This is a genomic window from Bradyrhizobium sp. AS23.2 (genome assembly GCF_001908185.1).
In the GTDB taxonomy this organism is placed as follows: domain Bacteria; phylum Pseudomonadota; class Alphaproteobacteria; order Rhizobiales; family Xanthobacteraceae; genus Bradyrhizobium.
In genome coordinates this window covers 1-25,974 of sequence record NZ_LGHM01000088.1, presented here as the reverse complement: position 1 = coordinate 25,974, position 25,974 = coordinate 1, and the positions used below count along the sequence as shown (strand labels likewise).

Below are 25,974 nucleotides of genomic sequence, written 5' to 3'. Positions count from 1 at the left end.
CGTGCTTTCAACTCACTGGTTCGCGCCGGTCACCTGCGCGAAGGCGGCCTGATTAATGGTGGTCCCGATGTCGGTTTCAAGCTTGTTGACGTAGGACGCGACCTGCTCCTCGGTCAGTGCGCGGTCGAGGCTGTCCTTCAGCTTCTTGGCCGCGTCGGAGGTCGTATCGAGTGCGGGATCGACGATGTCGGTGACGCGGAAGACGATCACTTCGCTGCCACCGTTCACGGCCGTCTGCCCGACACCATCCTTGCCGGTGCGGAAGGCGGCCGCAACGACGGCTGCGGGCACGCCGGCGGGCGTGTCGTCGCGCTTGAAGCCGGTCGCGGTCTCGACCTTGAGGCCGATCGCCGCGGCCTCGTCGGCGAGCTTGCCGCCCTGTTCGAGCTTCTGCACCATCTCGGTCGCCTTGGTCTTCAGCCTGGCGGCGATCTGGTCCTGGCGCCAGCGCGCCTCGACCTGGTCGCGGACCTCGTCGAGGTTGCGATCGCGCGAGGGTGTGATGGCAAGCACGTCGTACCAGACATAGCCGCCCTTGAACGAGATCGAGTCGTTGTCGACGCCGACGTCGGTGTTGAAAGCCTGCGACACCACGTCGAGGCCCTGCGGGATGTTGGCGACCGGCTGGCCGTTCGGGCCGCGGCCGGAGCGGTCGACGGCGTCGATGGTCACGGCGGTGAGGCCGAGCTTCTGCGCCGCGTCGATCACGCTGGAGCCGCCTCCGCGCTCATCTTCCATCTTGTCGCGGAGATCGGCGACCTTGACGCGCGCCCGCTCGGTCGCGATCTCGCGCTTGATGTCACCGGCGAGGCTTGCGTAGTTCGCCTCGACGCCCGGCTCGATCTTGTCGACCTTGACGATGGACGTGCCGAGGCGGCCCTGGATCGGCTGGCTGATCTCACCTGCGGGGAGCGAGAAGGCGACATCGCCGACCGCGGGGTCGAGCGAAGACTTGGTCACGAGGCCAAGATCGACGTCGGACGCGGTGAGCCCGCGCTCCTTGCCGAGATCCTCGAACGTCGCACCGCCGACGAGTCGCTCGCGGGCGGCCTGCGCGTCTGCAGCGTTGGGGAATACGATCTGATGGATCTGGCGCTTCTCCGGCGTGCCGAGCCGGTCCTTGCGCTGCTCGAACATCTTCTTGGCGTCCTCGTCGGAGACGTCGCTCCACTTGCCGATCTCTTCCGGCGAGATCACGACGAAGGCGATCTTGCGATATTCAGGCGCGCGGAACTGGACCTTGTGATCCTCGAAATAGGCGGCGAGCGCCTCGGGCGAGGGGGCGTCAATGGTGCCAGCCTGGGCTGCGTCGAGCTTGACGAATTCGATGGCGCGCTGCTCGTTCTGGAAGCGCGTCAGCACGTCGATCAAGGTCTTCGACGGCTCGAGGCCGGCGCCGATCGTGCCGGTGAGCTGCCGGCGCAGCGACACCTTGCGCTGCTCGGCGACATAGCGCTGCTCGGTGTAGCCGAAATTGCGGATCATGCCCTGGAAACGGTTCGGATCGAAGTTGCCGTTGACGCCCTTGAAGTTGGGGTCGTTCATGATGAGCTGGCGGATCTGTTCGTCGGACTGGCCGAGGCCGATCCGGCGCGCCTCTTCGTCGAGCGCGGCTTCCGCGATCGTCTGCTGCAGGACCTGGCGGTCGAGGCCGAAGGCGCGCGCCTGGTCGGGCGTCAGCGGGCGGCCGAACTGGCGGCTGATCTGCTGCAGGCGGTCGGTATAGATCTGGCGGAACTCGTTCAGCGAAATCTCGGTGCTGCCGATCTTGGCGACCGTGGACTGTCCGAAGCCGCGGAAGATGTCGGCGATGCCCCAAATGCCGAAACTGATGATCAATACGCCCATCACCACGGCCATAATGGTTTTGCCGAGCCAGTTTGATGAGGCCTTGCGCATTCCTCGAAGCATTTGGTCCAACTTGTTTGGCAGGAGGGGAACGGGAGCGCGTCTTAATGCAGATTCCGCAAAAGCGCGTCACCGAATTGATAGATCATCATAAAGTGGCGGCTTTCCCCCCCGCAACCTCAGGCCACGCGCTCGTTCGCGGCTGCGGTTAAAAGCCCCTGGTCTCTGGAACTGCCGCGGCTCCTCTGCTAGCGCATGCACAAACCTCATTTTGCTGGGAATTGACATGACCGACGCCATCCGACCGCTGATCGCCGGCAACTGGAAAATGAACGGCCTGAAGGCCGCGACTGCCGAATTCGACGCCATGCTCAAGGGTGGGGCAGACGTGAGCGCCAAGGCCGACCTGCTGGTTTGCCCGCCGGCAACCCTGATCGCGGCCTTCGCCGAGAAAGCGCGGGGCCAGAAGGTCGCGGTGGGAGCACAGGATTGTCATCCCAAGGCTTCCGGCGCCCATACCGGCGATATTGCTGGCGAAATGCTGGCGGATGCGGGCGCGACCGCCATCATCGTCGGCCATTCCGAACGCCGCGCCGACCACGGCGAGGGCGATGCCCTGATCCGGCAGAAGGCCGAGGCCGCCTGGCGTGCCGGTGTGACAGCGATCGTCTGCATCGGCGAGACGCAAGGTCAGCGCGATGCCGGCCAGACCCTGGACATCCTGCGCGGCCAGCTCAACGGATCGCTGCCGGACGGCTCCCACGCCGCCAATCTGGTCGTGGCCTATGAACCGGTCTGGGCGATCGGCACCGGCCTGACCCCCACGGCCAAGGATGTCGAGCAGATTCATGGGTTTATCCGGGAATTCCTGACCTCCCGGTTCAAGGCCGACGGGGCCAGGATGCGGATCCTCTATGGCGGTTCGGTCAAGCCCTCGAACGCGGCCGAGCTGATGGCGGTGAAAAACGTCAACGGCGCGCTGGTCGGCGGGGCCAGCCTGAAAGCGGCCGATTTCCTTGCGATCGCCAAGGGCTGCCCCTAGCTAGGTGTAAAGCGCAGGTCCCGGCCGATCGGGGGTGGCAATGCCCCTCCCGATCGTGTAACACCGCGCAACTTCAGGAAAACCCGCGAAGCGCGATCGGCCGCCGTCTCGGCGCTGTCGGCTTGTGACGGAAGGATACTATGCAGACTGTTGTCATCGTCATCCACCTCATGATCGTCGCTGTCATGATCGGCGCCGTCCTGCTCCAGAAGTCGGAAGGCGGCGGCCTCGGGATGGGTGGAGGCGCGGGCTTCATGTCGAGCCGTGGCACCGCGAATCTGTTGTCGCGAACCACCGCAATTCTCGCCGCCGGCTTCTTCCTGACCAGCCTGTTCCTGTCCTGGTATGCGGGCTACGACCGCAAGCCTTCGTCGATCATCGGCCAGCCGGCGTCGCAGACCCAGCCGGCCGGCGGATCGCCGATCGCACCGCCGACCTCGGGCGGCATCCTGGATACGCTGAAGAAGGCCGATGAGCAGCAGCAGGCCCCGGCACCGAGCGGCCCGCAGGTGCCTCGCTCGCAATAAAGCAGGGGGGGCCATGCAGGGCGGCTTCTACCGTCCTGCATCAGGAATCCCCATCAAGGCTCTGTCACTACTCTTAGTTTTGGCTCACTCACAGGCCCGCAAAATCTTTGGGGCGGAATACGAATCGCTTTGGCGAATCGAATTCGAGGGATTAGAGGTTAAGTCCCATGGCGCGGTACATATTCATCACCGGCGGCGTGGTTTCCTCGCTCGGCAAGGGTCTGGCTTCAGCGGCACTCGGTGCCCTGCTGCAGGCCCGGGGCTACAAGGTCCGCCTCCGCAAGCTCGACCCCTATCTCAACCTCGATCCCGGAACGATGTCGCCGTATCAGCACGGCGAAGTGTTCGTGACCGATGACGGCGCGGAAACCGATCTCGATCTCGGTCACTACGAGCGCTTCACGGGCCGGCCTGCGACCAAGGCCGACAACATCACCACGGGGCGCATCTACCAGGACATCATCACCAAGGAACGCCGCGGCGATTATCTCGGCGCGACCATCCAGGTGGTTCCGCATGTCACCAACGCCATCAAGGAATTCGTCCTCTCCGGCAACGACGACTACGACTTCGTGCTGGTCGAGATCGGCGGCACCGTCGGCGATATCGAGGGCCTGCCGTTCTTTGAAGCGATCCGCCAGCTCAAGAACGAGCTGCCGCGCGATCATGCCGTCTATATCCATTTGACGCTGTTGCCGTACATTCCGAGCGCCGGCGAATTGAAGACCAAGCCGACGCAGCACTCGGTGAAGGAGCTGCGCTCGATCGGCATTCAGCCCGACATCCTGCTCTGCCGCACCGACCGAGAGATCCCGAAGGAAGAGCGGCGCAAGCTCGGCCTGTTCTGTAACGTCCGCGAAAGCGCCGTGATCGAGGCGCGTGATGTCGACAACATCTACGCTGTGCCCGAGGCCTATCATGCCGCTGGCCTCGACGACGAAGTGCTCGCCGCCTTCGGCATCGGCTCGCGGATTTCGCCGGAGCTGCAAAGCTGGCAACAGATCAACGAGCGCGTTCGCAATCCCGAGGGCAACGTCACCATCGCCATCGTCGGCAAATACACCGGCATGAAGGATGCGTATAAATCGCTGATCGAGGCGCTCTCGCATGGCGGCATCGCCAACAAGGTGAAGGTCAATCTCGACTGGATCGAGAGCGAGATCTTCGAGAAGGAAGATCCCGCGCCATTCCTCGAGCACGTCAACGGCATCCTCGTGCCCGGCGGCTTCGGCCAACGCGGCGCGGAGGGCAAGATCAAGGCGGCGCAGTTCGCGCGCGAGCGTGACGTGCCGTATTTCGGCATCTGCTTCGGCATGCAGATGGCGGTGATCGAGGCCGCCCGAAACCTCGTCGGCATCGAGGACGCCAACTCCACTGAATTCGGCCCGACCAAGGAGCCGCTGGTCGGCCTCATGACGGAATGGCTGCGCGGCAACGAGCTCGAGAAGCGCTCGCAGGCTGGCGATCTCGGTGGCACGATGCGCCTGGGTGCTTATCCCGCGACCCTCAATCGCGGCAGCCGCGTCTCGCAAGTCTATGGCGGCGCGACCGAGATTTCCGAGCGTCACCGGCATCGCTACGAGGTCAACACCGCCTACAAGGATCGCCTCGAGCAGCACGGGCTGAAATTCTCCGGCCTCTCGCCTGACGGCGTTCTGCCGGAGATCGTCGAGTACGAGGACCATCCCTGGTTCATCGGCGTCCAGTTCCACCCCGAGCTGAAGTCGCGCCCCTTCGAGCCGCACCCGCTGTTTGCGTCGTTCATTCAGGCGGCGATGGTGCAGAGCCGATTGGTTTGATCGCTTAGCTCCAGTCATCGCTCTTAGGGCGCGGCGGTGCAGTCGGGTTCCAGCTGCAAGCGCCGCGGCGTGACTGGCGTTGAAACGTCGGGCGCAAACGATCCCGCGACGAGCTTCATCTGCGGCCGTCGCGTCAGCTTGTAGACGGCGGCGGGCGGCACGTTCAACATGGCGCGATCGACGAGTTTTGCACGCAAGCCGAGCCGGTCGAGCACAGGCCGCGGAATCGGGCAGCTCACACCATAGGTGAATTGGTAGAAGGCGCCGCCCGGTCGGATATGGGTGAACGCACCGCCGACGATGGAGACGACCTTGCGCGTCGACATGTTGAGCAGCGGCAGCCCGCTGATCACCGCGCCGACGGGCGCACCGTCATAGAGACGCTCCGCCGCCAGCCGCGCAGCATCCATCCACAGAACGCGCGCGCCGGGAAAGCGCAGTTGCAGGAGCTTCATGAAGTCCGAGCCGTATTCGATGAGCGTGAGGTCTTCCTGGCGCACGCCGCGCTTGAGCAGGCTGTAGGTGAACGCGCCCGTGCCGGGACCGAGCTCGATGATTGGACCGGTCGCTGCGGTGATCTCGCGCGTGATGAGATCGGCAAGCGCCGCGCCTGACGGTGCGATTGCGCCGACCCGACGCGGGGCCGACATCCAGGACAGGAAGAACGAGAGGAAATCGTTGGGCATGCGCACTCCGGCATCAAGGTTATGCCTCGCAGACGAAAGGTGAGGCGAATCCAGTGTCGCGGGAGTGCATTGCGACAACATTGCGCTATGAGTGGCGGATGCGGATTGAATCAACTCTACCGGCTTGGCGGCAGTGTCATTCTGAAGCAGGTGCCGCCGTCCGGTTCGTCGGTGACCGAGACCTGGCCGCCGTGCAGGAGCACGATCTCGCGGACCATGTTGAGACCGAGGCCGGCGCCCCGATCGAGCGGGGTGACCCGATAGAACGGCTCGAAGATCATCTCGCGCTGATCGGCCGGAATACCGGCGCCCTCGTCGGTGACTTCGATGCACGCGGGTCTGCTGACGCGAATGCCGATCGTGCCGCGGCGCGGGCCGTGCTGGATCGCATTCTGCACGAGATTGGTCAGCGCGCGCTCCAGCGCGGCCGCATCGCCGGTCGTCTCGATCGGCGTCGCGGGCGCATCGAGCGCCAATTCGTAGCCGGCGGCGATCGCCAGTGGTGCGAGGTCGGCAGCCACGCTTTGCGCGATGGAGACGACATTGACGCGCGTGAATGGATGGCCGCAGCGGTCGAGCCGCTGGATGTCCAGCAATTGCTCGGCAAGTGTTGCCAGCCGTGCAGAATCCTCCAGGAGCCGGGTCTTGTCCGGACCTGACGGGAGCGATTCCAGCCGCGTGTTCAGGATCGCGATCGGCGTGCGCAGCTCGTGCGCGGCGTCCGCGACGAAGCGCTTGTGGCGAGCGTAGCCCTGGTCGAGCCGCGCCAGCGCGTCATTGACCGCGGTTACGAGCGGCACGACCTCCAGCGGGATTTTGTCCAGAGACAGCCGCGCGCCGCGCTGATGGATGTCGATGCGGCGGGCCTGGTCCGCCGTCGTGTTGAGGCCCCTGAAGGCACGCCGCACGATCATCGGCGTCGCGATGAAGGTCGCCGTTCCCATCAGGAGCAGGCCGGGCAGGGCGATGCCAAGAAGCGCAATCGATGTCATGAACAGCGCCTTGGCGCCGGTCAGCCGTCCTTGCGTCGCTGTAATGACCTGCACATTGCCGGCGTCGGTGTCGACCCGTTTCAACCGCGCCGCCGGCTTGCGCGGATCATCCTCGAAGAGCTGCCAGCCGAGCCGTGCCTGGCTGATCTGGTCGAGGCCGCTGCCGATCGCGGCGAATTCGGAGGGCACGGCGCCTTCACTCAGCGAATGCCCCTGCTTGTCGCGGACCAGGAACCAGAGATCGGGCGTCTCGTCACGCAACTGTTTCAGCTCGGGGGTCTGGCGCAGGATCAGGCCATCTTGCGCGTCACGCGCGAGCGCGCGCTGCACGACGTCGATCACGCGATCCTCATCCCGCCCGGCCAGCACGAAGCCTGACGCAGACAGCGCTGCGAGGACGACGGCAACCAGCGCAACCAGAAGCGCGGCCTGGAGCGAGAGTAGGCGCCAGCTCAAGCGCGAACGCAGGCTATAGGGATCGTCGTGCTTGCTCATAGCAGCTTCTTCAGGAGATAGCCGACGCCACGTATGCTGTGGATCTCCACGCCGGCATCAGACTCGGCAAGCTTGCGCCGTAGCCGCGAGACATGCGTATCCAGCGCATTCGACTGGATCTCGTCGTCGAAATTGTAGACGGCCTCTTCCAGCGCCGAGCGCAGCACGGTCCGGCCCATGCGGCGCATCAGGGCTTCGAGCACGAGGAGCTCGCGCCGCGGCAGCTCGAACGGCTGGCCGTCGATGCTGGCCTCGCGATGGCCGACGTCGAAGGCGAGGCGGCCGATGCGGATGACGTCCGGTGTGAGGCCGGTGGGCCGCCGCAGCACGGCGCGCAGGCGCGCCAGCAGCTCCTCGACCGCGAACGGCTTTGCCAGATAGTCGTCGGCGCCGCTGTCGAGCCCGGCGATGCGGTCGGCGAGCTCGCCGCGGGCGGTCAGGACGATGATCGGCACGCCGTCGGCGCGGGCGCGAAGCTTTGGGATCAGGGTGAGGCCGTCGCCGTCGGGAAGCTGGCGGTCGAGCAGGACGGCGGTATGGACCTCGGCGGAAATGGCCTCTTCCGCTTCGGCAAGCGTGGGGGCGTGATCCACCACCATGTCGTAGCGTTTCAGCGCCGACGCCAGTGCGCCCGCCATCTCCGCCTCATCCTCGACAAGCAAAATCCGCATGATCCGGCACCTGAACCGCATTGAGCACATCTAGCGGCACGATCATTGCGGCAGCATTGCGGGAACCAACTGTGCGAACTGGCCCCACAGCCCGTCTTGTCATGCGCGAAACGCCACAGGGGCGACCGGGGCGGGGCTCAAGACACCGCCATGGCCAGCTATTATAACCGCCGGACCTGAACAGGGAGGAAACAAGAATGATCTACGAAATGCGCGTCTATCGCTGCGTGCCCGGCCGCTTGCCGGCGCTGTTGAAGCGGTTCGAGACGGTCACGCTGAAGCTGTTTGAGAAGCACGGCATCCGTCAGGCCGGATTCTTCACCACGCTGATCGGTGAATCCAACCAGGAGCTGACCTATTTCCTGGCCTGGGAGTCGCTCGCCGAGCGCGAGAAGAAGTGGGGCGCGTTCGTGATCGATCCGGACTGGATGGAGGCGCGGGCAAAGTCGGAGGCCGACGGCCAAATCGTCGGTAATATCGTCAGCCAGCTGCTGACGCCGACGGCCTTCTCGTCGGTGAAGTAGCACCTCCCGGCACGGGCCGCTGCGGGGAACCCCGGCGCAACCCTGATATTCGAACGCCCCGGGGCGAATGGGGTTGATCCGCCCCTCGTCGCCGCTATGGTCGCGGCGAAACGAGGGAAATTCGCTTTGAGCTCTTCGACGTCAGCGGCGCCGGTCGTCGCCATTGGCACGGTCAAATTCGGCAATGATCTGCCGATCTCGATCATTGCCGGGCCGTGCCAACTTGAAAGCCGCCAGCATGCGCTGGAGGTGGCCTCCGCGCTGAAGGAGATCGCCGCGCGGCTGAAGGTCGGCCTCGTCTACAAGACCTCGTTCGACAAAGCCAACCGCACCAGCGCGTCGGCGGCGCGCGGCCTCGGGCTCGCGCAGTCGCTGCCGATCTTCGCCGAGATTCGCTCCTCGCTTGGGCTGCCGGTGCTGACCGATGTGCACGAGGCCACGCAATGCGCCGAGGTGGCGCAAGCGGTGGACATCCTGCAGATCCCGGCCTTCCTGTGCCGGCAGACCGATCTGTTGCTTGCGGCCGCAGCGACGGGGAAGGTGGTCAACGTCAAGAAGGGGCAGTTTCTCGCGCCCTGGGATATGGCGAATGTCGTGACCAAGATCACGAGCGCGAACAATCCCAAGGTGCTCGTCACCGAGCGCGGCGCCTCGTTCGGCTACAACACGCTGGTCTCTGACATGCGCGCGCTGCCGATCCTGGCGCGCACCACCGGGGCGCCGGTGATCTTCGATGCCACCCACTCGGTGCAGCAGCCCGGCGGGAAGGGGACCTCCTCGGGCGGCGAGCGCGAGTTCGTGCCGGTGCTGGCGCGCGCGGCCGTGGCGGTCGGCGTCGCCGGCGTCTTCATCGAGACCCATCCCGACCCTGATAGCGCACCATCGGACGGCCCCAACATGGTGCCGCTGCGCGAGTTCGAGGGGCTGATCCGCACGCTGATGGCGTTCGACGCGCTCGCAAAGAACCCGCGCTGATGCAGCAAGGCGAGGCTCGGCCGCACGATCACGGCTTGCCAACAGCGCTCTACGTCATCTCCGGTGCGAGCTTTGCCGCCGCGCTGTCGGCGCGCGCGCTCGATCCGGTGCTGCCGCACGTCGCCGAGGATTTTGGCGTGAGCATCGCGACCGCCGCAGGCATTGCCGCGGTGTTCGCCTTCACCTTCTCGATCATCCAGCCGATTGTCGGCGCCGCCGCCGATCTCTTCGGCAAGACGCGGCTGATGATCGGCTGCCTCGCGCTGCTCGGCCTTGCCAACATCCTGGGCGCGCTCTCGACCTCGTTCTCGGTCCTGTTCGCCACCCGTATTCTTGCCGGTATCGGCTCCGGCGGCGTGTTTCCGGTGGCGCTCAGCCTGACCAGCGATCTCGTCGGGCCGGAGAAGCGACAGGTTGCGATCAGCCGCACGCTTGCAGGCGCGATGACCGGCAATCTGCTCGGCGCGTCGGCTTCCGGCCTGATCGGCGACTTTCTCGGCTGGCGCGGCGTGCTGGCGGTGCTCGGCGGGCTCGTCATCGCCGCCTCGATCGCAGTGGCTGCCGGTTTTCACGGCGCCAAGGTCAAGCATCCGCCGAAGACGAGCCTGTCCGCGCTGAAGGCCGGCTATCGCACCATCTTCACCAATCCGAACGCCTATGTCTGTTTTTCGGCCGTGTTCGTCGAAGGCTGCTGTGTGCTCGGCCTGTTTCCCTATATCGCCTCGTTCCTGTTCGAGCTCGGGCAGACCTCACTCTCGATCGCCGGCATCGTCATCGCAGGATTCGCGGTCGGCGGCCTGTTCTACACGCTGACGGTATCGCGCCTGCTGCCCTGGCTCGGCGTCAAGGGCATGATGATCGCGGGCATGACGCTGGTCGCCTCGCAACTCGTCGCCGTCGCCTTCGGCCCGCGCTGGGAGGTCCAGGCGCTGAACCTCATCGTGATGGGTTGGGGCTTCTACATGGCCCATGGCTGCCTCCAGGTGTTTGCCAGCGAGCTCTCGGTTGAGGCGCGCGCCACCGCGCTGTCGCTGCATTCGTTCTTTTTCTTCATGGGGCAGACGGTGGGGCCGCTCGCTTATGGCCTCGGACTGCAGCACGCGGGCAAGATGCCGACACTGGTCGCGAGCGCCGCGATCATGGTCGCGCTGGGTCTCGTCTGCGCCCGCCTGCTCAAGCCGCGGGCACCGTCGGACGCGCGGATCTGACGGAGTGCCTAAGTACATCTGCGCTAGGTCCCGCTCTGGGCGCATCGCTTCGCGCTGCATCGCGTCCAGGACGCGCGAGAATCTACCCCCGCCCGCGATAGGGCGCGACGCCTTGCTCCGGCACCCACAGGCCCTTCGGCACCCTTCCGGTCTGCCAGAACACGTCGATCGGGATGCCGCCACGCGGATACCAGTAGCCGCCGATGCGCAGCCATTTCGGCTTGATCTCGGATGCGATCCGCTTGCCGATCATCACCGTGCAGTCCTCGTGGAAGGCGCCGTGGTTGCGGAAGCTTGCGATGTAGAGTTTTAGCGACTTCGACTCCAGTAGCCATTGGCCGGGCGCGTAGTCGATCATCAGATGCGCGAAATCTGGCTGACCGGTGACGGGGCAGAGCGATGTGAACTCCGGCACGGTGAAGCGCACCAGATAGTCCGTGCCCGCCTGCGGGTTGGGTACGCGGTCGAGCTGGGCCTCTTCCGGTGTGTGCGGCCATTCGACCGCACGGCCGAGCTGCAGGGATTTTTTCGCCATCGTGTTTCGCGTCCTGTTGGGGACGCTTCTTTAGGCGATCGTCTGGATCATGACCACCCGGTCGTTGCCGGATTCGCAGCCCCAGAGCTCGCCCGGCCTCCCGTCGAGCTGGCGCACATTGGCATTGGCCTTGTCGCTCGCGAACACGTTGAACCGTTCGGTGGCGGGATCGAAGCGGACGATCGCGTTGGCTGAGAAGTCGGTGAGCCAGACCTTGTCCTTGTCGTCGACATAGACGGCGTAGGCCCGGGGACGCTCGCCCGGCAGCTTCCAGGTCTTCCAGGAGCCGTCGGCGGGATCGTGCACCGAGACATGGCCGCTGTTCCACTCGCTGACCCAGATCCGGCTCTTCGAGTCCGACCAGACGCGCCGTGATCCCTGGTTCGGCGTCGGCGGCTCGAGCACGGCAGCATTGCCGGTGGCGAGATCAATCTTGGCGATGTAGTTGCCGGCGAGTGAGGCGTACCAGACATCGCCCTTGGGCGTGACGGTGATGCCATAGGGGCCGACGCCCTTGGGCGCTTTGAACACGTCCATCTCGCCCGATCTCGGTGTGAGTCGGCCGTAATAGCCGGACTGGCCGGTGAACCAGTAGGTGCCTTCCTTGTCGAACACGCCGGTGTTGAGATTGGCGTAGGCGAATTTCTCGGGCAGGCGGAACAGCGTGACCTTGAGGTCGGAAGGATCGACCCGCGCGATCGCGTTCTGGCCGCCTTCGGTGATCCAGGGCGCGCCGTCGGGGCCGATCGTCACGCCGTGCGGGGCGGCGCCCTGGCCGAGGCTGGCCGTCTTGAAAGTGCCATCCCGGGGATCCAGCCTGCCGAGCATGCCCTTGCCCTGGGCCGTGAACCAGACCGTGCCGTCCGGAGCGGGGGCAAGGTCGTGCAGGCCGATGCCGGCGCTGATCGGGTAATATTTTGTCCGGAATGGGCCTTCCTGCGCAAAACTTGGGCGGACGGCGAGGAGGGCGGTGCTCGAGGCAAGAAACTGGCGGCGATTCATGGCGTTACCCCGACTGTTTCAGATTGAGGTTGGACGCGCAGATCAGATGCCGTCAAGCTTAGTCCCGGGCACTTCATGCGTCAGTCGAAGGAGGCCGTCCAAGCGTTCACATTTGCTTGCGCTCCGTGTAAGACCCGCGGCACCGATCAGCCCTAACGAACGGAAGTGCATATCATGACCGCCATCATCGACATCATCGGCCGCGAAATTCTCGATAGCCGTGGCAATCCCACCGTCGAGGTCGACGTCGTGCTGGAAGATGGCGCGCTGGGCCGCGCCGCCGTGCCCTCCGGCGCCTCCACCGGCGCCCATGAGGCGGTGGAACTGCGCGATGGCGACAAAGCCCGCTACCTCGGCAAGGGCGTCATCAAGGCGGTTGGCGCCGTCAACGGCGAGATCTTCGAGGCCCTGAGCGGCCTCGATGTCGAGCAGCAGGCCCAGATCGACCAGATCATGATCGATCTCGACGGCACGCCGAACAAGAGCCGGCTTGGCGCCAACGCCATTCTCGGCGTGTCGCTCGCTTGCGCCAAGGCGGCCGCGAACTCGCTCGACATGCCGCTCTACCGTTACGTCGGCGGCACCTCGGCGCGGCTGCTGCCGGTGCCGATGATGAACATCATCAATGGCGGCGTGCACGCCGACAATCCGATCGACTTCCAGGAGTTCATGATCCTGCCGGTCGGCGCGTCCTCCTTCGCCGAGGGCCTGCGCTACGGCGCGGAGGTGTTCCACACGTTGAAGTCCGAATTGAAGAAGGCCGGCCACAACACCAATGTCGGCGACGAGGGCGGCTTTGCGCCGAATCTGCCGTCGGCCGACGCCGCGCTCGAGTTCGTCATGAACGCAATCGGCAAGGCCGGCTACAAGGCGGGCAGCGACATCGTGATCGGCCTCGATTGCGCCTCGACCGAGTTCTTCAAGGACGGCAAGTACGTCTATGAAGGCGAGGGCAAGACCCGCTCGATCTCCGAGCAGGCCAAGTACCTTGCCGACCTCGTCTCGCGCTATCCGATCGTGACCATCGAGGACGGCATGTCGGAAGACGACATGGACGGCTGGAAGGAGCTCACCGACCTGATCGGCAAGAAGTGCCAGCTCGTCGGCGACGATCTCTTCGTTACCAACGTCAAGCGCCTCGCCGAAGGCATCAAGGCGGGCCGGGCCAACTCGATCCTGATCAAGGTCAACCAGATCGGAACGCTGACCGAGACGCTCGCCGCCGTCGAGATGGCGCACAAGGCCGGCTACACCTCCGTGATGTCGCACCGCTCCGGCGAGACCGAGGATTCCACCATCGCGGACCTCGCGGTCGCCACCAATTGCGGTCAGATCAAGACCGGCTCCCTTGCGCGTTCCGATCGCACCGCCAAATACAACCAGCTCCTGCGCATCGAGCAGCAGCTCGGCAAGCAGGCGCTCTATGGCGGCACGGCGGCACTGAAGGCGCTGGCATAAGCCAGCGCCTCGCGCGCAAACGGACAAGGGGAGGATCGACATGAGCGACGGCAAGACTGGCCTGCAACTGCGTTCGCTGATCAAGAAGAGCGGAGAGCTGGAAATCTCGCTTCTGGACGTGCCGACCCCCGAGCCTGCCGCGGACGAGGTGGTCGTTCGCGTCGAGGCGGCACCGATCAACCCGTCCGACCTCGGGCTCCTGATCGGCGCAGCCGATATGAGCACGGCGAAGGCATCGGGCGGCAAGGATGCCCCGGTCATCACCGCGAAGGTGCCGGAGGGCGCGATGCGGGCGATGGCAGGCCGGCTCGATGAGTCCATGCCGGTGGGCAACGAAGGGGCGGGCGTCGTCATCAAGACCGGCTCGTCGGACGCCGCGAAGGCGCTGATGGGCAAGACCGTCGCCATGATCGGCGGCGCGATGTATGCGCAGTACCGCACTCTGAAAGTGCGCGAGTGCCTGCCGCTGCCATCAGGCACCACGCCGGCGGAAGGCGCATCCTGCTTCGTCAATCCGCTCACCGCGCTCGGCATGACCGAGACCATGCGGCGCGAGGGCCACAAGGCGCTGGTGCACACCGCCGCCGCCTCCAATCTCGGCCAGATGCTGAACAAGATCTGCATCAAGGACGGCATCCCGCTGGTCAACATCGTGCGCAGCAAGGAGCAGGCCGACATCCTGCACAAGATCGGCGCAAAATACGTCGTCGATTCCACGGCGCCGAGCTTCCTCGGCGACCTCACCAATGCGTTGGTCGAAACCGGTGCCACCATCGCCTTCGACGCCATCGGCGGTGGCAAGCTTGCCGGCGACATTCTCAACTGCATGGAAGCCGCGATCAACAAGACCGCCAAGGAATACAGCCGTTACGGCTCCAGCGTGCACAAGCAGGTCTACGTCTACGGCGCACTCGATGTTCGCCCGATCGAACTGCCGCGCGGCTTCGGCATGGCCTGGGGCGTCGGCGGCTGGTTGCTGTTTCCGTTCCTGATGAAGATCGGGCCGGCAGACGGGGCAAAGCTGCGTCAGCGCGTGGTCGACGAATTGAAGACCACCTTTGCGAGCCACTACACCAAGGTGGTGTCGCTCCAGGAGGCGCTCGATCCCGCCAACATCGCGGTGTACGCCAAACGAGCCACCGGCGAAAAATTCCTCATCAACCCGAATAAATCGTCGTGATGTGCGACCGCAGGCCGCCAGGAAGAGTTCTGAGCGAAGCGAGGGGTGTTCGCGCCGTCCGATCCGGGCTTGATCGATATTATGCCTGGGCGGTCGGCCGAACGACAATCTCGCCGACGTCCACGTTGTCCGGCTGACCGATTGCGAAAGCGATTGCTTCTGCGATGGCGCTCGCCGGAATTGCCATCGCCTTCATGTTCAGTTCCCCTTGGTCGCGCAAGGAGGAATCCGTCATGGATGACGGTAGCTCAGTGTCGACATAACCGGGCGAAATGGTCGTCACCCGCAGCGACGGGCCGGCTTCCTGACGAAGCCCTTCGGAGATCGCCCTGACGGCATTCTTCGATCCCGCGTAGACTGCCATCGTCGGAACGATCTTGATGCCGGCGGTCGACAGCGTGTTGACGAAATGGCCGAAGCCCTGGCGGCGGAACACGGGCAAGGCCGCCGCGATTCCGTAAAGCACGCCCTTCACGTTCACGTCGATCATGTCTTCCCAGTCGTCGACCCTCAGATCGTCCAGACGGGAAATCGGGGCGATCCCTGCGTTGTTGATTAGGACGTCCAGCTTTCCGTAGCGGTCCATTGCGAATTCGACGAGCCTGGCGACATCCTCGCGCCGCCTGACGTCGGTAACGAGGCACAACGCCTTTCCGCCCTGTGACGCGATGCTCGCGACCGCCATTTCGAGCCTGTCGAAGCGCCTTGCGCCGAGGACCACGACAGCGCCGCGTTCTGCAAGATGTCTGGCGGTGGCTTCGCCGATTCCACTGCTGGCTCCGGTAATGGCGATGACCTTGCCTGCGATACCTGTCATGGGTGCTCCATCCAGCTCATTGCGAGATGAACTTCGCATCGGGGGCGAGGATGATCTATGCTCGAAGTGCTTGAAAATCGTCGAGATCGGATCAAGCCTCCGATCAGTCCTCCAATTAGCCCTTGGACCAAGCGTTGGACCCAGCCCTGGACCCACTTTCTCAAGTCTTCGCTCTCCTTGACGTTCGCGCCGCGCGTTGCACCAGGTTCGAGGCAAGCGGCAATTGGTCGTATCGGTTCCCGGCAAAACCTGCCCTGAAGTTCGGTGCGGTCATCCGGGGTGATTGTTGGATCGACTTTAGCGACGAAGCACACCACCGGCTCGCCACCGGCGATTGTTTTCTTCTTGCTAATGCACCGGCATATGTTTTGGCCAATGATGAAGGCCTCGTGCCCGAAGACGGGATAACGACGTTCGATTGGACGCGGTCGGATGTTGCGCGCCACGGGGGAAACGATACCGTTCTGCTTGCCGGTAGTTTTGCCTTCGATGCTTCAGACGCCGCATTGTTGCTCGATGCGCTGCCTCGTTTTCTGCTCATACCGTCGCGCAGTCCTTCGGCATCCGTCATTCATTCCACGCTGCAGATTCTCGACCTTGAGATCAGGGGAACACAAATCGGCGCGGCTGTTCTCACCGACAGGCTCGCCGACGTCCTGCTCGTCCAGGTGCTCCGCGCGGCACTGGACCAGAGCGCCGGCGAGGGATTCGGCTGGATCAGCGCGTTGGTCGATACCAGGATCGGCAAGGCAATCAGGCTGATGCACAACGATGTCGCTCGCCCCTGGACTTTGGAGGCATTGGCCAACGCGGTCGCCATGTCGCGATCCGCGTTTTCTAGGCGGTTCAAGTCGCTGGTGGGCCTACCACCGCTCGACTACCTGCTTCGATGGCGCATGCGACTCGCATGCGATCAGCTGCGACGTGGAGCGACCATTTCGGCGACAGCCTCTCAGGTGGGATATTCGTCGGAGAGCGCTTTCGGACATGCCTTCAAACGAGTCTATGGCCATGCGCCGAAGCGATACTGGCGTGAAATTGCCGACTTCTAACGTGTCGGACGGTGTCGGTCTGGGGCCGTCAGGCGACGAACTCATCCTTTGTCGGCCTCTGCACCAAGACCGATCCCGCTAACATCGGAATGTACGCCAAACGTGCCACCGGCGAAAAATTCCTCACCAACCCAAATAAATTGTCGTGATGCGCGACGGCAGGTCAGCCAAAAGACGTCTTGCCTTCTGAGCTAAGCGGGAGATTATTCCGCCGCCATTGAAAGCGAGCAAGGGCGCCGTCGGCCGCACGTTGCAAAACCTCCAGGCCGCCGGCGTCGATCCGAAGAGCATCGACATCGTGCTGCTCTCGCATCTGCATCCCGACCACACCAACGGCATCCGCTTGGCCGACGGTTCGATGGCATTTCCCAACGCCGAGATCATGGTGCCGAGCAAGGACTGGGAGTTCTGGACCAGCGAGGACAACGCGGCGAAGGCCGAGTCCAGCGCGATGATGAAGAACTACTTCGCCAACGTGAAGAAGACCTTTGCCGGCCTCGAGTCCAAGGTGACGAGGTACGATTGGGGCAAGTAGGTCGCGCCGGGCATCACCTCGATCGCGACGCCTGGCCACACGCCGGGTCACACTTCGTTCGCGGTAGCGTCGGGCGATGCAAAGGTCCTGATCCAGTCGGACGTCACCAACATTCCGGAATTCTTCCTGCGCAATCCGGATTGGCATGTGGCTTATGACAACGATGCCGCGATGGCGCAGGAGACGCGCCACAAGTTCTACGACATGGCGGCGGCAGAGAAGGCGACCGTGGTTGGCTTCCACTTCACCTTCCCCTCGGTCGGCCATGTCGAGAAGGACGGCGCCAAAATCGCCTGATCCCGACGGCCTGGAATCCGACGATCTGAGCCGATTTGCAGATTTGCACGGAAAATCGGGCCGCCGCTTGGCGGCCCGATTGTTTTGGAAGACGATTCCGGGAAACTCAGCGGCGTAGCTCGGATGGAGCGAAGCGTAATTCGGGGCGGTTCTAGCCTGTGGCAAGAACCCCGGATTGCGCTGCGCTCCATCAGGGGTACGGGCCTGACAGTTCGAATTCGAGAAACTCAGCGTTTCCAAATCGAGCCGGTTCATGCACTTGCATCCATCGATCCGGATCGCTTAAGTGTCGCCCTGCCACTCTCGCTCATGCCTTCAAGGACAACCCATGGCCTACAACATCGTCACGATCGCCGGCAGCCTGCGCAAGGACGGCTTCTCGCTGAAGATTGCCAACGCGCTCGCAAAACTCGCGCCGGCCTCGCTCAAGCTCGAGGTCATCACGCCGGCGGGCATCTCGTTCTTCAACCAGGACCTCGAGGGCGCGCCGCCTGCGGACTGGCTGGCCTTCCGCGAAAAGCTCCAGAAATCGGACGGCATTATCTTCGTCACCCCCGAATACAATCGCGGCATCCCGGGCGTGCTGAAGAACGCCATCGACGTCGCCTCGCGGCCCTATGGCAAGAGCTCCTTTAACGGCAAGCCGGTCGGCATCGTCTCGAACTCGCCGGGCCCGCTCGGCGGCGTCAACGCCGCCAAGAACCTGCAGAACATCCTGCCGGGCATTGCCGGCCCGATCATGCAGCAGCCGGAAATCTACCTGACCGCCGTCGGCGACGCCTTCGATGCAGAGGGTAAGCTGGTCAAGGAATCGCTGAAGCCCGTGCTCCAGGCCTATATCGACGCCTTTGCAGCCCACGTGGCGAAGCACCACGGCTGAGGCTCTCCGCCCAAGGCTACCCAACTCTCCGTCATGGCCGGGCAAAAGCGCGAAGCGCGTCTTCGCGCTGGATGTCCCGGCCATCCACGTCCTTTGCCTGCGGCCGCACAGAAAGTCCTCATCCTGAGGAGACCGCGCAGCGGTCGTCTCGAAGGATGGCCGCGGGTACAGCGGGCCTGCATGGTTCGAGACGGCGCTTGCGCGCCTCCTCACCATGAGGGTTGAGCGGACTACGGATCGCAGGACAGGACGGCCTTTAGCATTCCCTTAACCAACCTGTCCCATCTTCCCAAAATGGTCTCCCGCGCACGTCTGAAATCGATCCTGACCGGTCTCGCCCTCTATGCGATGGCGGCGGCCATCGTCGGCTATTTCGGCGTCAACGCGTACACCGGCAAATATGGCCTCAACGCCCGCCAGGAGCTCGACCAGGAGATCATCGCGCTGACGAGCGAGCTGGCGCAGCTCAAGCGCGAGCGTGCCAGGAGCGAGCAGCGCGTGTCGCTGCTGCGCACCAACAAGATCGACCCCGACATGCTGGACGAGCGGGCACGCTTCCAGCTCGACTACGTCAATCCGCATGATCTCGTTCGGATGATCCCGGCGAACTAGCGCTTTCCGCAGCTTTCGAAACCGGCTGCGAAAGCTGTTGCCTAAAACCGACGGGCGCATCTCAATCCTACCGAAAGTCGTAGCCCTGGAACCGGACTGCCGCCTTGACCGCGGCGCCACAACGGGCTCATGGCTTCTGTCGCTGTCGCCCCAGGTTGACGCAGATCAACCGGGCCGTGCCGGCACAGCCTAGGCTGTCAACCGGAGGAAACAGTGATGAATGGGCCAATGTCCCGGCATCACGCGGCCCGTGTCGAGGCCGCCATTGCGTCAGGCCAGGCCGCGCGCTCCGCGCTCGTGGCTTCATGGCGCCGTTCGTCCCGATTGCATCATCTCGATCCCGCCGGCCGCAGCGCGCCGATGCGGCTGACCGAAGCCGAGCTGCACCAGGCGCGCGAGCGCATCGCCCCGCTGCTCGCCGCCGCGCAAGGCGCCATGGACAGGCTCTATCATGCGGTCGGCGCGAGCGGCTGCTGCGTGCTGCTTGCCGATGGCGAGGGCGTGCCGGTCGACCGGCGCGGCACGCCGGCGGACGACGCCACGTTTCAATCATGGGGCCTGTGGACCGGCGCGCTCTGGAGCGAGGAGCACGAGGGCACCAACGGCATCGGTACCTGCCTCGTCGAGCAGCGGCCGCTGACGATCGACCGCGACCAACACTTCTTCACCCGCAACACGCTTCTAAGCTGCACGGCCGTTCCGATCTATGACCACGAGGCCGCGCTCGCGGGCGTGCTCGACGTCTCCTCCTGCCGCGCCGACCGCACCGACGCGTTCTCCAGCCTGATCGCGCTTGCGGCAGGCGAGGCGGCCAGGCGCATCGAGGCCGACCTGTTCCGCCGCGCCTTCGCCCATGCCCGCATCGTGCTGACGCAAGGCGGGGACGGCCAGTCCTGCGGTCTCGTCGCGGTCGATGCGGACGATCTCGTGATCGGCGCGACCCGGTCTGCCCGGGTGGCCCTCGGACTCGCGCCGGGCCGGGCGTTGCAGCCGGTGCCCGCGGCCGATTTGCTCGGCGGCGATACCGCGCGAGACCATCTGGCTGGCGGTCAGCGCGCCGTGTTGCAGCGGGCGCTGCTCCGCGCAGGCGGAAATGTTTCGGCGGCCGCCAAGGCCCTCGGCGTCAGCCGTGCCACGCTGCACAGAAAGCTCAAGCGGTTCGAGCTGAAGCACTGAGCTTCGATTTCACTAGATCTGTCCCCTCATGGTGAGGAGGCGCGCAAGCGCCGTCTCGAACCATGCAGGCCCGGCTGGTGTCCGCGGCCATCCTTCGAGACGCGCGCAAGGGCGCGCTCCTCAGGATGAGGGCTGAGTAGGTGGAGGCAGCCGCATCACCTGTCGCAGAACTGCGACAGGTTGGCCCGGCCATCGCTCCCGCCCGGGCTGACAGCAAACACTTCCCGCGAGATCGTCAGCGCAAGTCGTGAACACACGATGGATCGCGCAACATCAACATCGGGAGTGATCAAATGAACAAGGTGGAATTCCTCGGCGTCACCCAGGTTCCCTTCGCCGAACGCTATGACAATTTCATCGGCGGCAAGTTTGTTGCGCCGATCTCCGGCAAGTATTTCGACAACGCCTCGCCGGTGAACGGCCAGATCGTCTGCAAGATCGCGCGCTCCGATCATCACGACGTCGAGACCGCCCTCGACGCAGCGCATGCAGCCAAGGCCGCGTGGGGGCGCACCAGCGTCGCCGAGCGTGCCGCGATCCTGAACCGGATCGCCGACCGCATGGAAGAGAATCTTGAGCGCCTTGCGATTGCCGAGACCTGGGACAATGGCAAGCCGATCCGTGAGACCCGCGCCGCCGACCTGCCGCTCGCGATCGATCACTTCCGCTATTTCGCCGGCGTGGTGCGCGCGCAGGAGGGATCGATCGGCGAGATCGACCACGACACCATCGCCTATCATTTCCACGAGCCGCTCGGCGTGGTCGGCCAGATCATCCCCTGGAACTTCCCGCTGCTGATGGCCTGCTGGAAGCTCGCGCCCGCTCTCGCCGCCGGCAATTGCGTGGTGCTCAAGCCGGCCGAGCAGACGCCGGCCTCGATCATGGTCTGGGCCGAGATCATCGCCGATCTCTTGCCGCCCGGTGTCTTCAACATCGTCAACGGCTTTGGCCTTGAGGCCGGCAAGCCGCTCGCATCCAGCCCGCGCATCGCCAAGATCGCCTTCACCGGCGAGACCACGACGGGCCGGCTGATCATGCAATATGCAAGCCAGAACCTCATTCCCGTCACGCTGGAACTTGGCGGCAAATCGCCGAACATCTTCTTCAACGACGTCACCGCCGAGGACGACGATTTCTTCGACAAGGCGATCGAAGGATTCGTCATGTTCGCGCTCAACCAGGGCGAGGTCTGCACCTGCCCGAGCCGGGCGCTGGTCCACGCCGACATCTATGACCGCTTCATGGAACGGGCGCTCAAGCGCGTCGCCGCGATCAAGCAGGGGGATCCGCGCGCGGCCGACACCATGATCGGCGCGCAGGCCTCTGGCGAGCAGCTGGAGAAGATCCTCTCCTACATCGACATCGGCAAGCAGGAAGGCGCGAAAGTACTCGCGGGCGGCGGACGCGCCGAGCTCGCAGGCGACCTCGCCGGCGGCTTCTACGTACAGCCGACGGTGTTCGAGGGCCACAACAAGATGCGAATCTTCCAGGAGGAGATCTTTGGCCCCGTCGTCTCGGTCACGACCTTCAAGACCGACGACGAGGCGCTCGCGATCGCCAACGATACGCTCTATGGCTTAGGGGCCGGTGTCTGGAGCCGCGACGCCAACCGTTGCTACCGCTTCGGCCGAGCCATCCAGGCCGGTCGGGTCTGGACCAACTGCTACCATGCCTATCCCGCGCATGCCGCGTTCGGCGGCTACAAGCAGTCGGGCGTTGGGCGCGAGACCCACAAGATGATGCTCGATCACTACCAGCAGACCAAGAATCTCCTGGTCAGCTACAGCCCGAAGAAGCTCGGCTTCTTCTGATCGAGCAAGCGGAGAGGGCGGGGCCGTTTCGGTGCCGCCCTCTCTGAATGTCGGGACATGGTTGTCGCAACGTTTCTTGACGTCGTCACGAATCTGCGGCGCGCGCCGGCCACGATCGATTTGTTGCCTGATCAGCGCCGAAGGTTTTGCAAAGTTTCGGCCACGTTGCAGTGCGGCATAATGAAAGTCGAGCCATGCCGCCGCGGTGCTTTCCAAGGGCGTTTGAGTTGGGTTAGAGAGGACAGAAGTTTTCTCTGACCCGGAATTCCCATGGCCGCACCCAAGAAAGCCGCCGCAGGCGCTGCACAGGACAAGACCAACGGCGGTTCGCCCCCGGAATTCACGAGGGAACAGGAACTCAAGGCGCTCCGCGACATGCTTCTGATCCGGCGGTTCGAGGAAAAGGCCGGCCAGCTCTACGGCATGGGCGCGATCGGCGGCTTCTGCCATCTCTATATCGGCCAGGAGGCCGTGGTGGTCGGCATGCAGATGGCCCTGAAGCAGGGCGATCAGGTCATCACCGGCTATCGCGATCACGGCCATATGCTTGCCACCGGCATGGATGCCAACGGCGTCATGGCCGAGCTCACGGGCCGCCGCGGCGGCTATTCCAAGGGCAAGGGCGGCTCCATGCACATGTTCAGCAAGGAGAAGCACTTCTATGGTGGCCACGGCATCGTCGGCGCCCAGGTCTCGCTCGGCACCGGTCTGGCCTTCGCCAACCACTATCGTGGTAACGACAATGTCAGCGTCAGCTATTTCGGCGACGGCGCGGCCAATCAGGGCCAGGTCTATGAGAGCTTCAACATGGCGGAGCTCTGGAAGCTGCCGGTGATCTACGTCATCGAGAACAACCGCTACGCCATGGGCACCGCGGTCTCGCGCGCCTCGGCCCAGCAGGACTTCTCCAAGCGCGGCGCGTCCTTCAACATCCCCGGCAAGCAGGTCGACGGCATGGACGTCCGCGCCGTGAAGGCCGCGGCCGAGGAGGCTGCGGCTTGGTGCCGCGCCGGCAAGGGCCCCTTCATCCTTGAGATGCAGACCTACCGCTATCGCGGCCACTCGATGTCGGACCCTGCAAAATATCGCACGCGCGAGGAAGTCGAGAAGGTCCGTCACGACCAGGACCCGATCGAGCAGGTGCGCAACCGCCTGCTGGCGGCCAAGGTCAGCGAGCAGGATCTGAAGGCGATCGACGCCGAGGTGCGCGACATCGTCAACGCATCTGCCGACTTTGCCCAGCATGATCCCGAGCCGGATGCCGCCGAGCTCTGGACCGACGTTTACCGCTGAACGCGCGCAAGCTTTCCTTTGGAGTCGATATGCCAATTCAAGTGCTGATGCCCGCGCTGTCGCCCACGATGGAGAAGGGCAACCTCGCCAAGTGGCTGAAGAAAGAGGGCGAGCAGATCAAGTCGGGCGACGTGATCGCCGAGATCGAGACCGACAAGGCGACCATGGAGGTCGAGGCGACCGACGAGGGTACGCTCGGCCAGATCCTGATCCCCGAGGGTACCGCTGATGTCGCGGTGAACACGCCGATCGCGACGATCCTCGCCGATGGCGAGAGCGCCGCCGATCTCGCCAAGGCGCCGGCGCCAGCCACGCAGGAGAAGGCCGTGGACTCCGCAGCCCCTGCCGCCGCAAAGGCCGAGGCACCCGCGCCCAAGGCTGCACCCGCGCCCAAGGCTGCGCCCGCGCCGCACGCCGTCACTGAACCCGATCCCGAGGTGCCGCGGGCACCGAGATGGTGACGCAGACCATCCGCGAAGCGCTGCGTGATGCCATGGCCGAAGAGATGCGCCGCGACGCGGACGTCTTCGTGATGGGCGAAGAGGTTGCCGAATATCAGGGCGCCTACAAGGTCACCCAGGGCCTGCTGCAGGAATTCGGCGCCAAGCGCGTGATCGATACCCCGATCACCGAGCACGGCTTTGCCGGCGTCGGCGTCGGCGCCGCCATGACCGGCCTGAAGCCGATCGTCGAGTTCATGACCTTCAACTTCGCCATGCAGGCGATCGACCAGATCATCAACTCCGCGGCCAAGACGCTCTACATGTCTGGCGGCCAGATGGGGTGCTCGATCGTGTTCCGCGGGCCGAACGGTGCGGCTGCGCGCGTTGCCGCCCAGCACAGCCAGGATTACTCGTCCTGGTACTCGCACATTCCGGGCCTCAAGGTCGTCGCGCCGTATTCGGCCGCCGATGCCAAGGGCCTGCTCAAGGCCGCGATCCGCGATCCCAATCCGGTGATCTTCCTCGAAAACGAGGTGCTCTACGGCCACACCGGCGAAGTGCCGAAGCTCGACGACTACGTGATTCCGATCGGGAAGGCCCGCATCGTCCGCTCCGGCAGCCATGTCACCATCATCTCGTGGTCGAACGGCATGACCTATGCGCTGAAGGCTGCCGACGAGCTGGCCAAGGACGGCATCGAGGCCGAGGTGATCGACCTGCGCACGCTGCGTCCGATGGACACCGAGACCATCGTCAACTCGGTCAAGAAGACCGGCCGTGCCGTGACGGTTGAAGAGGGCTGGGCGCAGAGCGGCGTCGGCGCCGAAATCGCCGCGCGCATCATGGAAAACGCTTTCGACTATCTCGATGCGCCGGTCGCACGCGTCTCCGGCAAGGACGTGCCTATGCCGTATGCCGCGAACCTGGAGAAGCTCGCGCTGCCCTCGGCAGCTGAGGTGGTCGAGGCCGCCAAAGCCATCTGCTACAGGTAGACCATGGCGGGCCCGAAGGAGCAGCCACTGCCGCCCGACGTCATCACCCGCGACGATGCGGTCGAGATCCTGCGCGTGTTCGTGCTGGATGGCGGACTGTCGATGGCGTTCCAGCGCGCCTTCGATGAACCCGACATGTGGGGTCTGCTGCTGGTCGATCTCGCCCGCCACGCCGCGCGCGCCTATGCGCGCGAGAGCGAATATACCGAGGAGGATGCGCTGAGCCGGATCCTCGAGATGTTCCAGGCGGAAATCGAGCGTCCTACCGACACCGGCACCACGACGCCACGCGGGAAGGGACACTGATCGTGGCGATCGAATCCCACCATTTCGACTTCATGCTGGAGGCGATCCGCGAGGCGGAGGCTTCGATTGCGCAGGGCGGCCTGCCGATTGGCGCCGTGCTGACGCGCGACAACAAGATCCTCGCCCGCGGCCACAACAACCGCGTGCAGGAAAAGAACGTCATCCTGCACGGCGAGATGAGCTGCCTGCGCGAAGCCGGCGTGATCTCCTTCCACGACACCGTCATGTACACCACGCTGTCGCCATGCTCGATGTGCGCCGGCGCGCTCGCTTTGTTCAAGGTCCAGCTGGTGGTGATCGGGGAGTCCGTCACTTTCCCGGGCTCCAAGGACATCCTCGACAAGTTCGGCATCCCCTGGATCGATCTTGCCGACGACCGCTCCATCACCATGATGAAGACGTGGCGTTCCAATCCCGCCAATGAGCGCCTGTGGCAGGGCGACATCGGCAACTAAACCTGGTCTGTTCGTCTTCACTGTCGGGGACGACGTTTTGAGAAGTTCTTCGTGAGGTCAGCATGCCCATCAACATCCTGATGCCCGCTCTCTCGCCGACGATGGAGAAGGGCAACCTCGCCAAGTGGCTGAAGAAGGAAGGCGACAAGGTCAAATCCGGCGATGTCATCGCCGAGATCGAGACCGACAAGGCGACGATGGAGGTCGAGGCCATCGACGAAGGCACGATTGCCAAGATCCTCGTGCCCGAGGGCACGCAGGATGTCCCGGTCAACGACGTGATCGCTGTGCTCGCCGGCGAGGGCGAGGACGTGAAGGCCGCTGGTGCCGCCAAGCCCAGCGCTTCGGCCGCGCCGCCCAAGG

Annotated in this window: 24 protein-coding genes and 2 pseudogenes; 19 read left to right on the top strand and 7 right to left on the bottom strand. The window is 64.5% G+C overall.

Features of this window, described 5'->3' with window-relative positions:
• Positions 1–12 precede the first annotated feature (12 nt).
• The gene (locus AC630_RS19310; protein WP_074120065.1) at positions 13–1,911 is read right to left on the bottom strand and encodes a SurA N-terminal domain-containing protein; all 1,899 of its coding nucleotides are present in this window, start codon (positions 1,909–1,911) and stop codon (positions 13–15) included.
• A 223-nt stretch (positions 1,912–2,134) separates the two neighbouring features.
• On the opposite strand from AC630_RS19310, the gene tpiA reads away from it, so the two are divergent.
• The 3 genes from tpiA (at position 2,135) to pyrG (ending at position 5,216) form a co-directional block, all read left to right on the top strand.
• Entirely contained in the window at positions 2,135–2,890 is a 756-nt protein-coding gene (tpiA, locus tag AC630_RS19305) for a triose-phosphate isomerase (protein WP_074120064.1), read from the top strand.
• Positions 2,891–3,030: 140 nt separating this feature from the next.
• Positions 3,031–3,417 (top strand): preprotein translocase subunit SecG, encoded by a 387-nt coding sequence (gene secG, locus AC630_RS19300; protein ID WP_074120063.1) that lies wholly within the window; start codon positions 3,031–3,033, stop codon positions 3,415–3,417.
• A gap of 167 nt (positions 3,418–3,584) precedes the next feature.
• Positions 3,585–5,216, top strand: a complete 1,632-nt coding sequence (gene pyrG / locus AC630_RS19295; RefSeq protein WP_074120062.1) for a CTP synthase — start codon at positions 3,585–3,587, stop codon at positions 5,214–5,216.
• A gap of 23 nt (positions 5,217–5,239) precedes the next feature.
• Here pyrG and AC630_RS19290 read toward each other — a convergent pair whose 3' ends face one another.
• The 3 genes from AC630_RS19290 to AC630_RS19280 form a co-directional block, all read right to left on the bottom strand.
• Positions 5,240–5,902, bottom strand: a complete 663-nt coding sequence (locus tag AC630_RS19290; protein WP_074120061.1) for a class I SAM-dependent methyltransferase — start codon at positions 5,900–5,902, stop codon at positions 5,240–5,242.
• A 116-nt stretch (positions 5,903–6,018) separates the two neighbouring features.
• The gene (locus tag AC630_RS19285) at positions 6,019–7,389 is read right to left on the bottom strand and encodes a sensor histidine kinase (protein WP_074120060.1); all 1,371 of its coding nucleotides are present in this window, start codon (positions 7,387–7,389) and stop codon (positions 6,019–6,021) included.
• Positions 7,386–8,060 carry a response regulator gene (locus AC630_RS19280; protein WP_074120059.1) on the bottom strand — a complete coding sequence of 225 codons (675 nt, stop codon included), beginning with the start codon at positions 8,058–8,060 and terminating at the stop codon, positions 7,386–7,388. The genes AC630_RS19285 and AC630_RS19280 overlap by 4 nt, the downstream gene beginning before the upstream one ends.
• Before the next feature lie 197 nt (positions 8,061–8,257).
• On the opposite strand from AC630_RS19280, the gene AC630_RS19275 reads away from it, so the two are divergent.
• The 3 genes from AC630_RS19275 (at position 8,258) to AC630_RS19265 (ending at position 10,767) form a co-directional block, all read left to right on the top strand.
• Complete coding sequence (locus AC630_RS19275; protein ID WP_074120058.1) at positions 8,258–8,584, top strand: NIPSNAP family protein; 327 nt, start codon at positions 8,258–8,260, stop codon at positions 8,582–8,584.
• Between the two features lie 126 nt (positions 8,585–8,710).
• The gene (kdsA, locus tag AC630_RS19270) at positions 8,711–9,559 is read left to right on the top strand and encodes a 3-deoxy-8-phosphooctulonate synthase (RefSeq protein WP_074120129.1); all 849 of its coding nucleotides are present in this window, start codon (positions 8,711–8,713) and stop codon (positions 9,557–9,559) included.
• On the top strand, positions 9,559–10,767 hold the full coding sequence (locus AC630_RS19265) for an MFS transporter (protein WP_074120057.1): 1,209 nt from the start codon (positions 9,559–9,561) through the stop codon (positions 10,765–10,767). Before kdsA ends, AC630_RS19265 begins: the two co-directional genes overlap by 1 nt.
• 82 nt (positions 10,768–10,849) lie before the next feature.
• Here the strand turns inward: AC630_RS19265 and queF are convergent, their stop codons facing one another.
• Together queF and AC630_RS19255 are read right to left on the bottom strand one after the other, a co-directional pair.
• A complete protein-coding gene (queF, locus tag AC630_RS19260; RefSeq protein ID WP_074120056.1) occupies positions 10,850–11,302 on the bottom strand; it encodes a preQ(1) synthase in 453 nt (150 codons plus the stop codon).
• 30 nt (positions 11,303–11,332) lie between these two features.
• The gene (locus tag AC630_RS19255; protein WP_074120055.1) at positions 11,333–12,304 is read right to left on the bottom strand and encodes a Vgb family protein; all 972 of its coding nucleotides are present in this window, start codon (positions 12,302–12,304) and stop codon (positions 11,333–11,335) included.
• A 174-nt stretch (positions 12,305–12,478) separates the two neighbouring features.
• Between AC630_RS19255 and eno the strand changes: the two genes are divergently transcribed.
• Together eno and AC630_RS19245 are read left to right on the top strand one after the other, a co-directional pair.
• Positions 12,479–13,762: a phosphopyruvate hydratase gene (eno, locus tag AC630_RS19250; protein ID WP_074120054.1), complete on the top strand. Its 1,284-nt coding sequence runs from the start codon at positions 12,479–12,481 to the stop codon at positions 13,760–13,762.
• A 40-nt stretch (positions 13,763–13,802) separates the two neighbouring features.
• Positions 13,803–14,942, top strand: a complete 1,140-nt coding sequence (locus AC630_RS19245; RefSeq protein WP_074120053.1) for a zinc-binding dehydrogenase — start codon at positions 13,803–13,805, stop codon at positions 14,940–14,942.
• 79 nt (positions 14,943–15,021) lie between these two features.
• On the opposite strand, the gene AC630_RS19240 is transcribed toward AC630_RS19245, so the two are convergent.
• Positions 15,022–15,759, bottom strand: coding sequence for an SDR family oxidoreductase (locus AC630_RS19240; RefSeq protein WP_074120052.1), 738 nt, complete (start codon positions 15,757–15,759; stop codon positions 15,022–15,024).
• 134 nt (positions 15,760–15,893) lie between these two features.
• Between AC630_RS19240 and AC630_RS19235 the strand changes: the two genes are divergently transcribed.
• From AC630_RS19235 to AC630_RS19185, 11 genes and pseudogenes are all read left to right on the top strand, one after another.
• Positions 15,894–16,811 (top strand): AraC family transcriptional regulator, encoded by a 918-nt coding sequence (locus AC630_RS19235; protein ID WP_245330455.1) that lies wholly within the window; start codon positions 15,894–15,896, stop codon positions 16,809–16,811.
• 217 nt (positions 16,812–17,028) lie between these two features.
• Positions 17,029–17,672: pseudogene (locus tag AC630_RS48080) on the top strand (MBL fold metallo-hydrolase); the annotation flags it as partial.
• Positions 17,673–17,971: 299 nt separating this feature from the next.
• A complete protein-coding gene (locus AC630_RS19225; protein WP_074120050.1) occupies positions 17,972–18,523 on the top strand; it encodes an NADPH-dependent FMN reductase in 552 nt (183 codons plus the stop codon).
• Between the two features lie 294 nt (positions 18,524–18,817).
• On the top strand, positions 18,818–19,135 hold the full coding sequence (locus AC630_RS19220) for an FtsB family cell division protein (RefSeq protein ID WP_074120049.1): 318 nt from the start codon (positions 18,818–18,820) through the stop codon (positions 19,133–19,135).
• A gap of 216 nt (positions 19,136–19,351) precedes the next feature.
• Positions 19,352–20,311 (top strand): helix-turn-helix domain-containing protein, encoded by a 960-nt coding sequence (locus AC630_RS19215; RefSeq protein ID WP_074120048.1) that lies wholly within the window; start codon positions 19,352–19,354, stop codon positions 20,309–20,311.
• 293 nt (positions 20,312–20,604) lie between these two features.
• Entirely contained in the window at positions 20,605–22,122 is a 1,518-nt protein-coding gene (gene adh / locus AC630_RS19210; protein WP_074120047.1) for an aldehyde dehydrogenase, read from the top strand.
• A gap of 270 nt (positions 22,123–22,392) precedes the next feature.
• Positions 22,393–23,415 carry a pyruvate dehydrogenase (acetyl-transferring) E1 component subunit alpha gene (gene pdhA, locus AC630_RS19205; RefSeq protein WP_074120046.1) on the top strand — a complete coding sequence of 341 codons (1,023 nt, stop codon included), beginning with the start codon at positions 22,393–22,395 and terminating at the stop codon, positions 23,413–23,415.
• 29 nt (positions 23,416–23,444) lie between these two features.
• A pseudogene (locus tag AC630_RS19200) lies at positions 23,445–24,850 on the top strand (pyruvate dehydrogenase complex E1 component subunit beta).
• 3 nt (positions 24,851–24,853) lie between these two features.
• A complete protein-coding gene (locus AC630_RS19195) occupies positions 24,854–25,156 on the top strand; it encodes a DUF5076 domain-containing protein (protein WP_074120045.1) in 303 nt (100 codons plus the stop codon).
• Positions 25,157–25,158: 2 nt separating this feature from the next.
• A complete protein-coding gene (locus AC630_RS19190; protein ID WP_083636321.1) occupies positions 25,159–25,611 on the top strand; it encodes a nucleoside deaminase in 453 nt (150 codons plus the stop codon).
• Positions 25,612–25,673: 62 nt separating this feature from the next.
• Positions 25,674–25,974 (top strand): biotin/lipoyl-containing protein (locus AC630_RS19185; protein ID WP_143198155.1); only part of this gene is annotated, 301 nt, incomplete at its 3' end.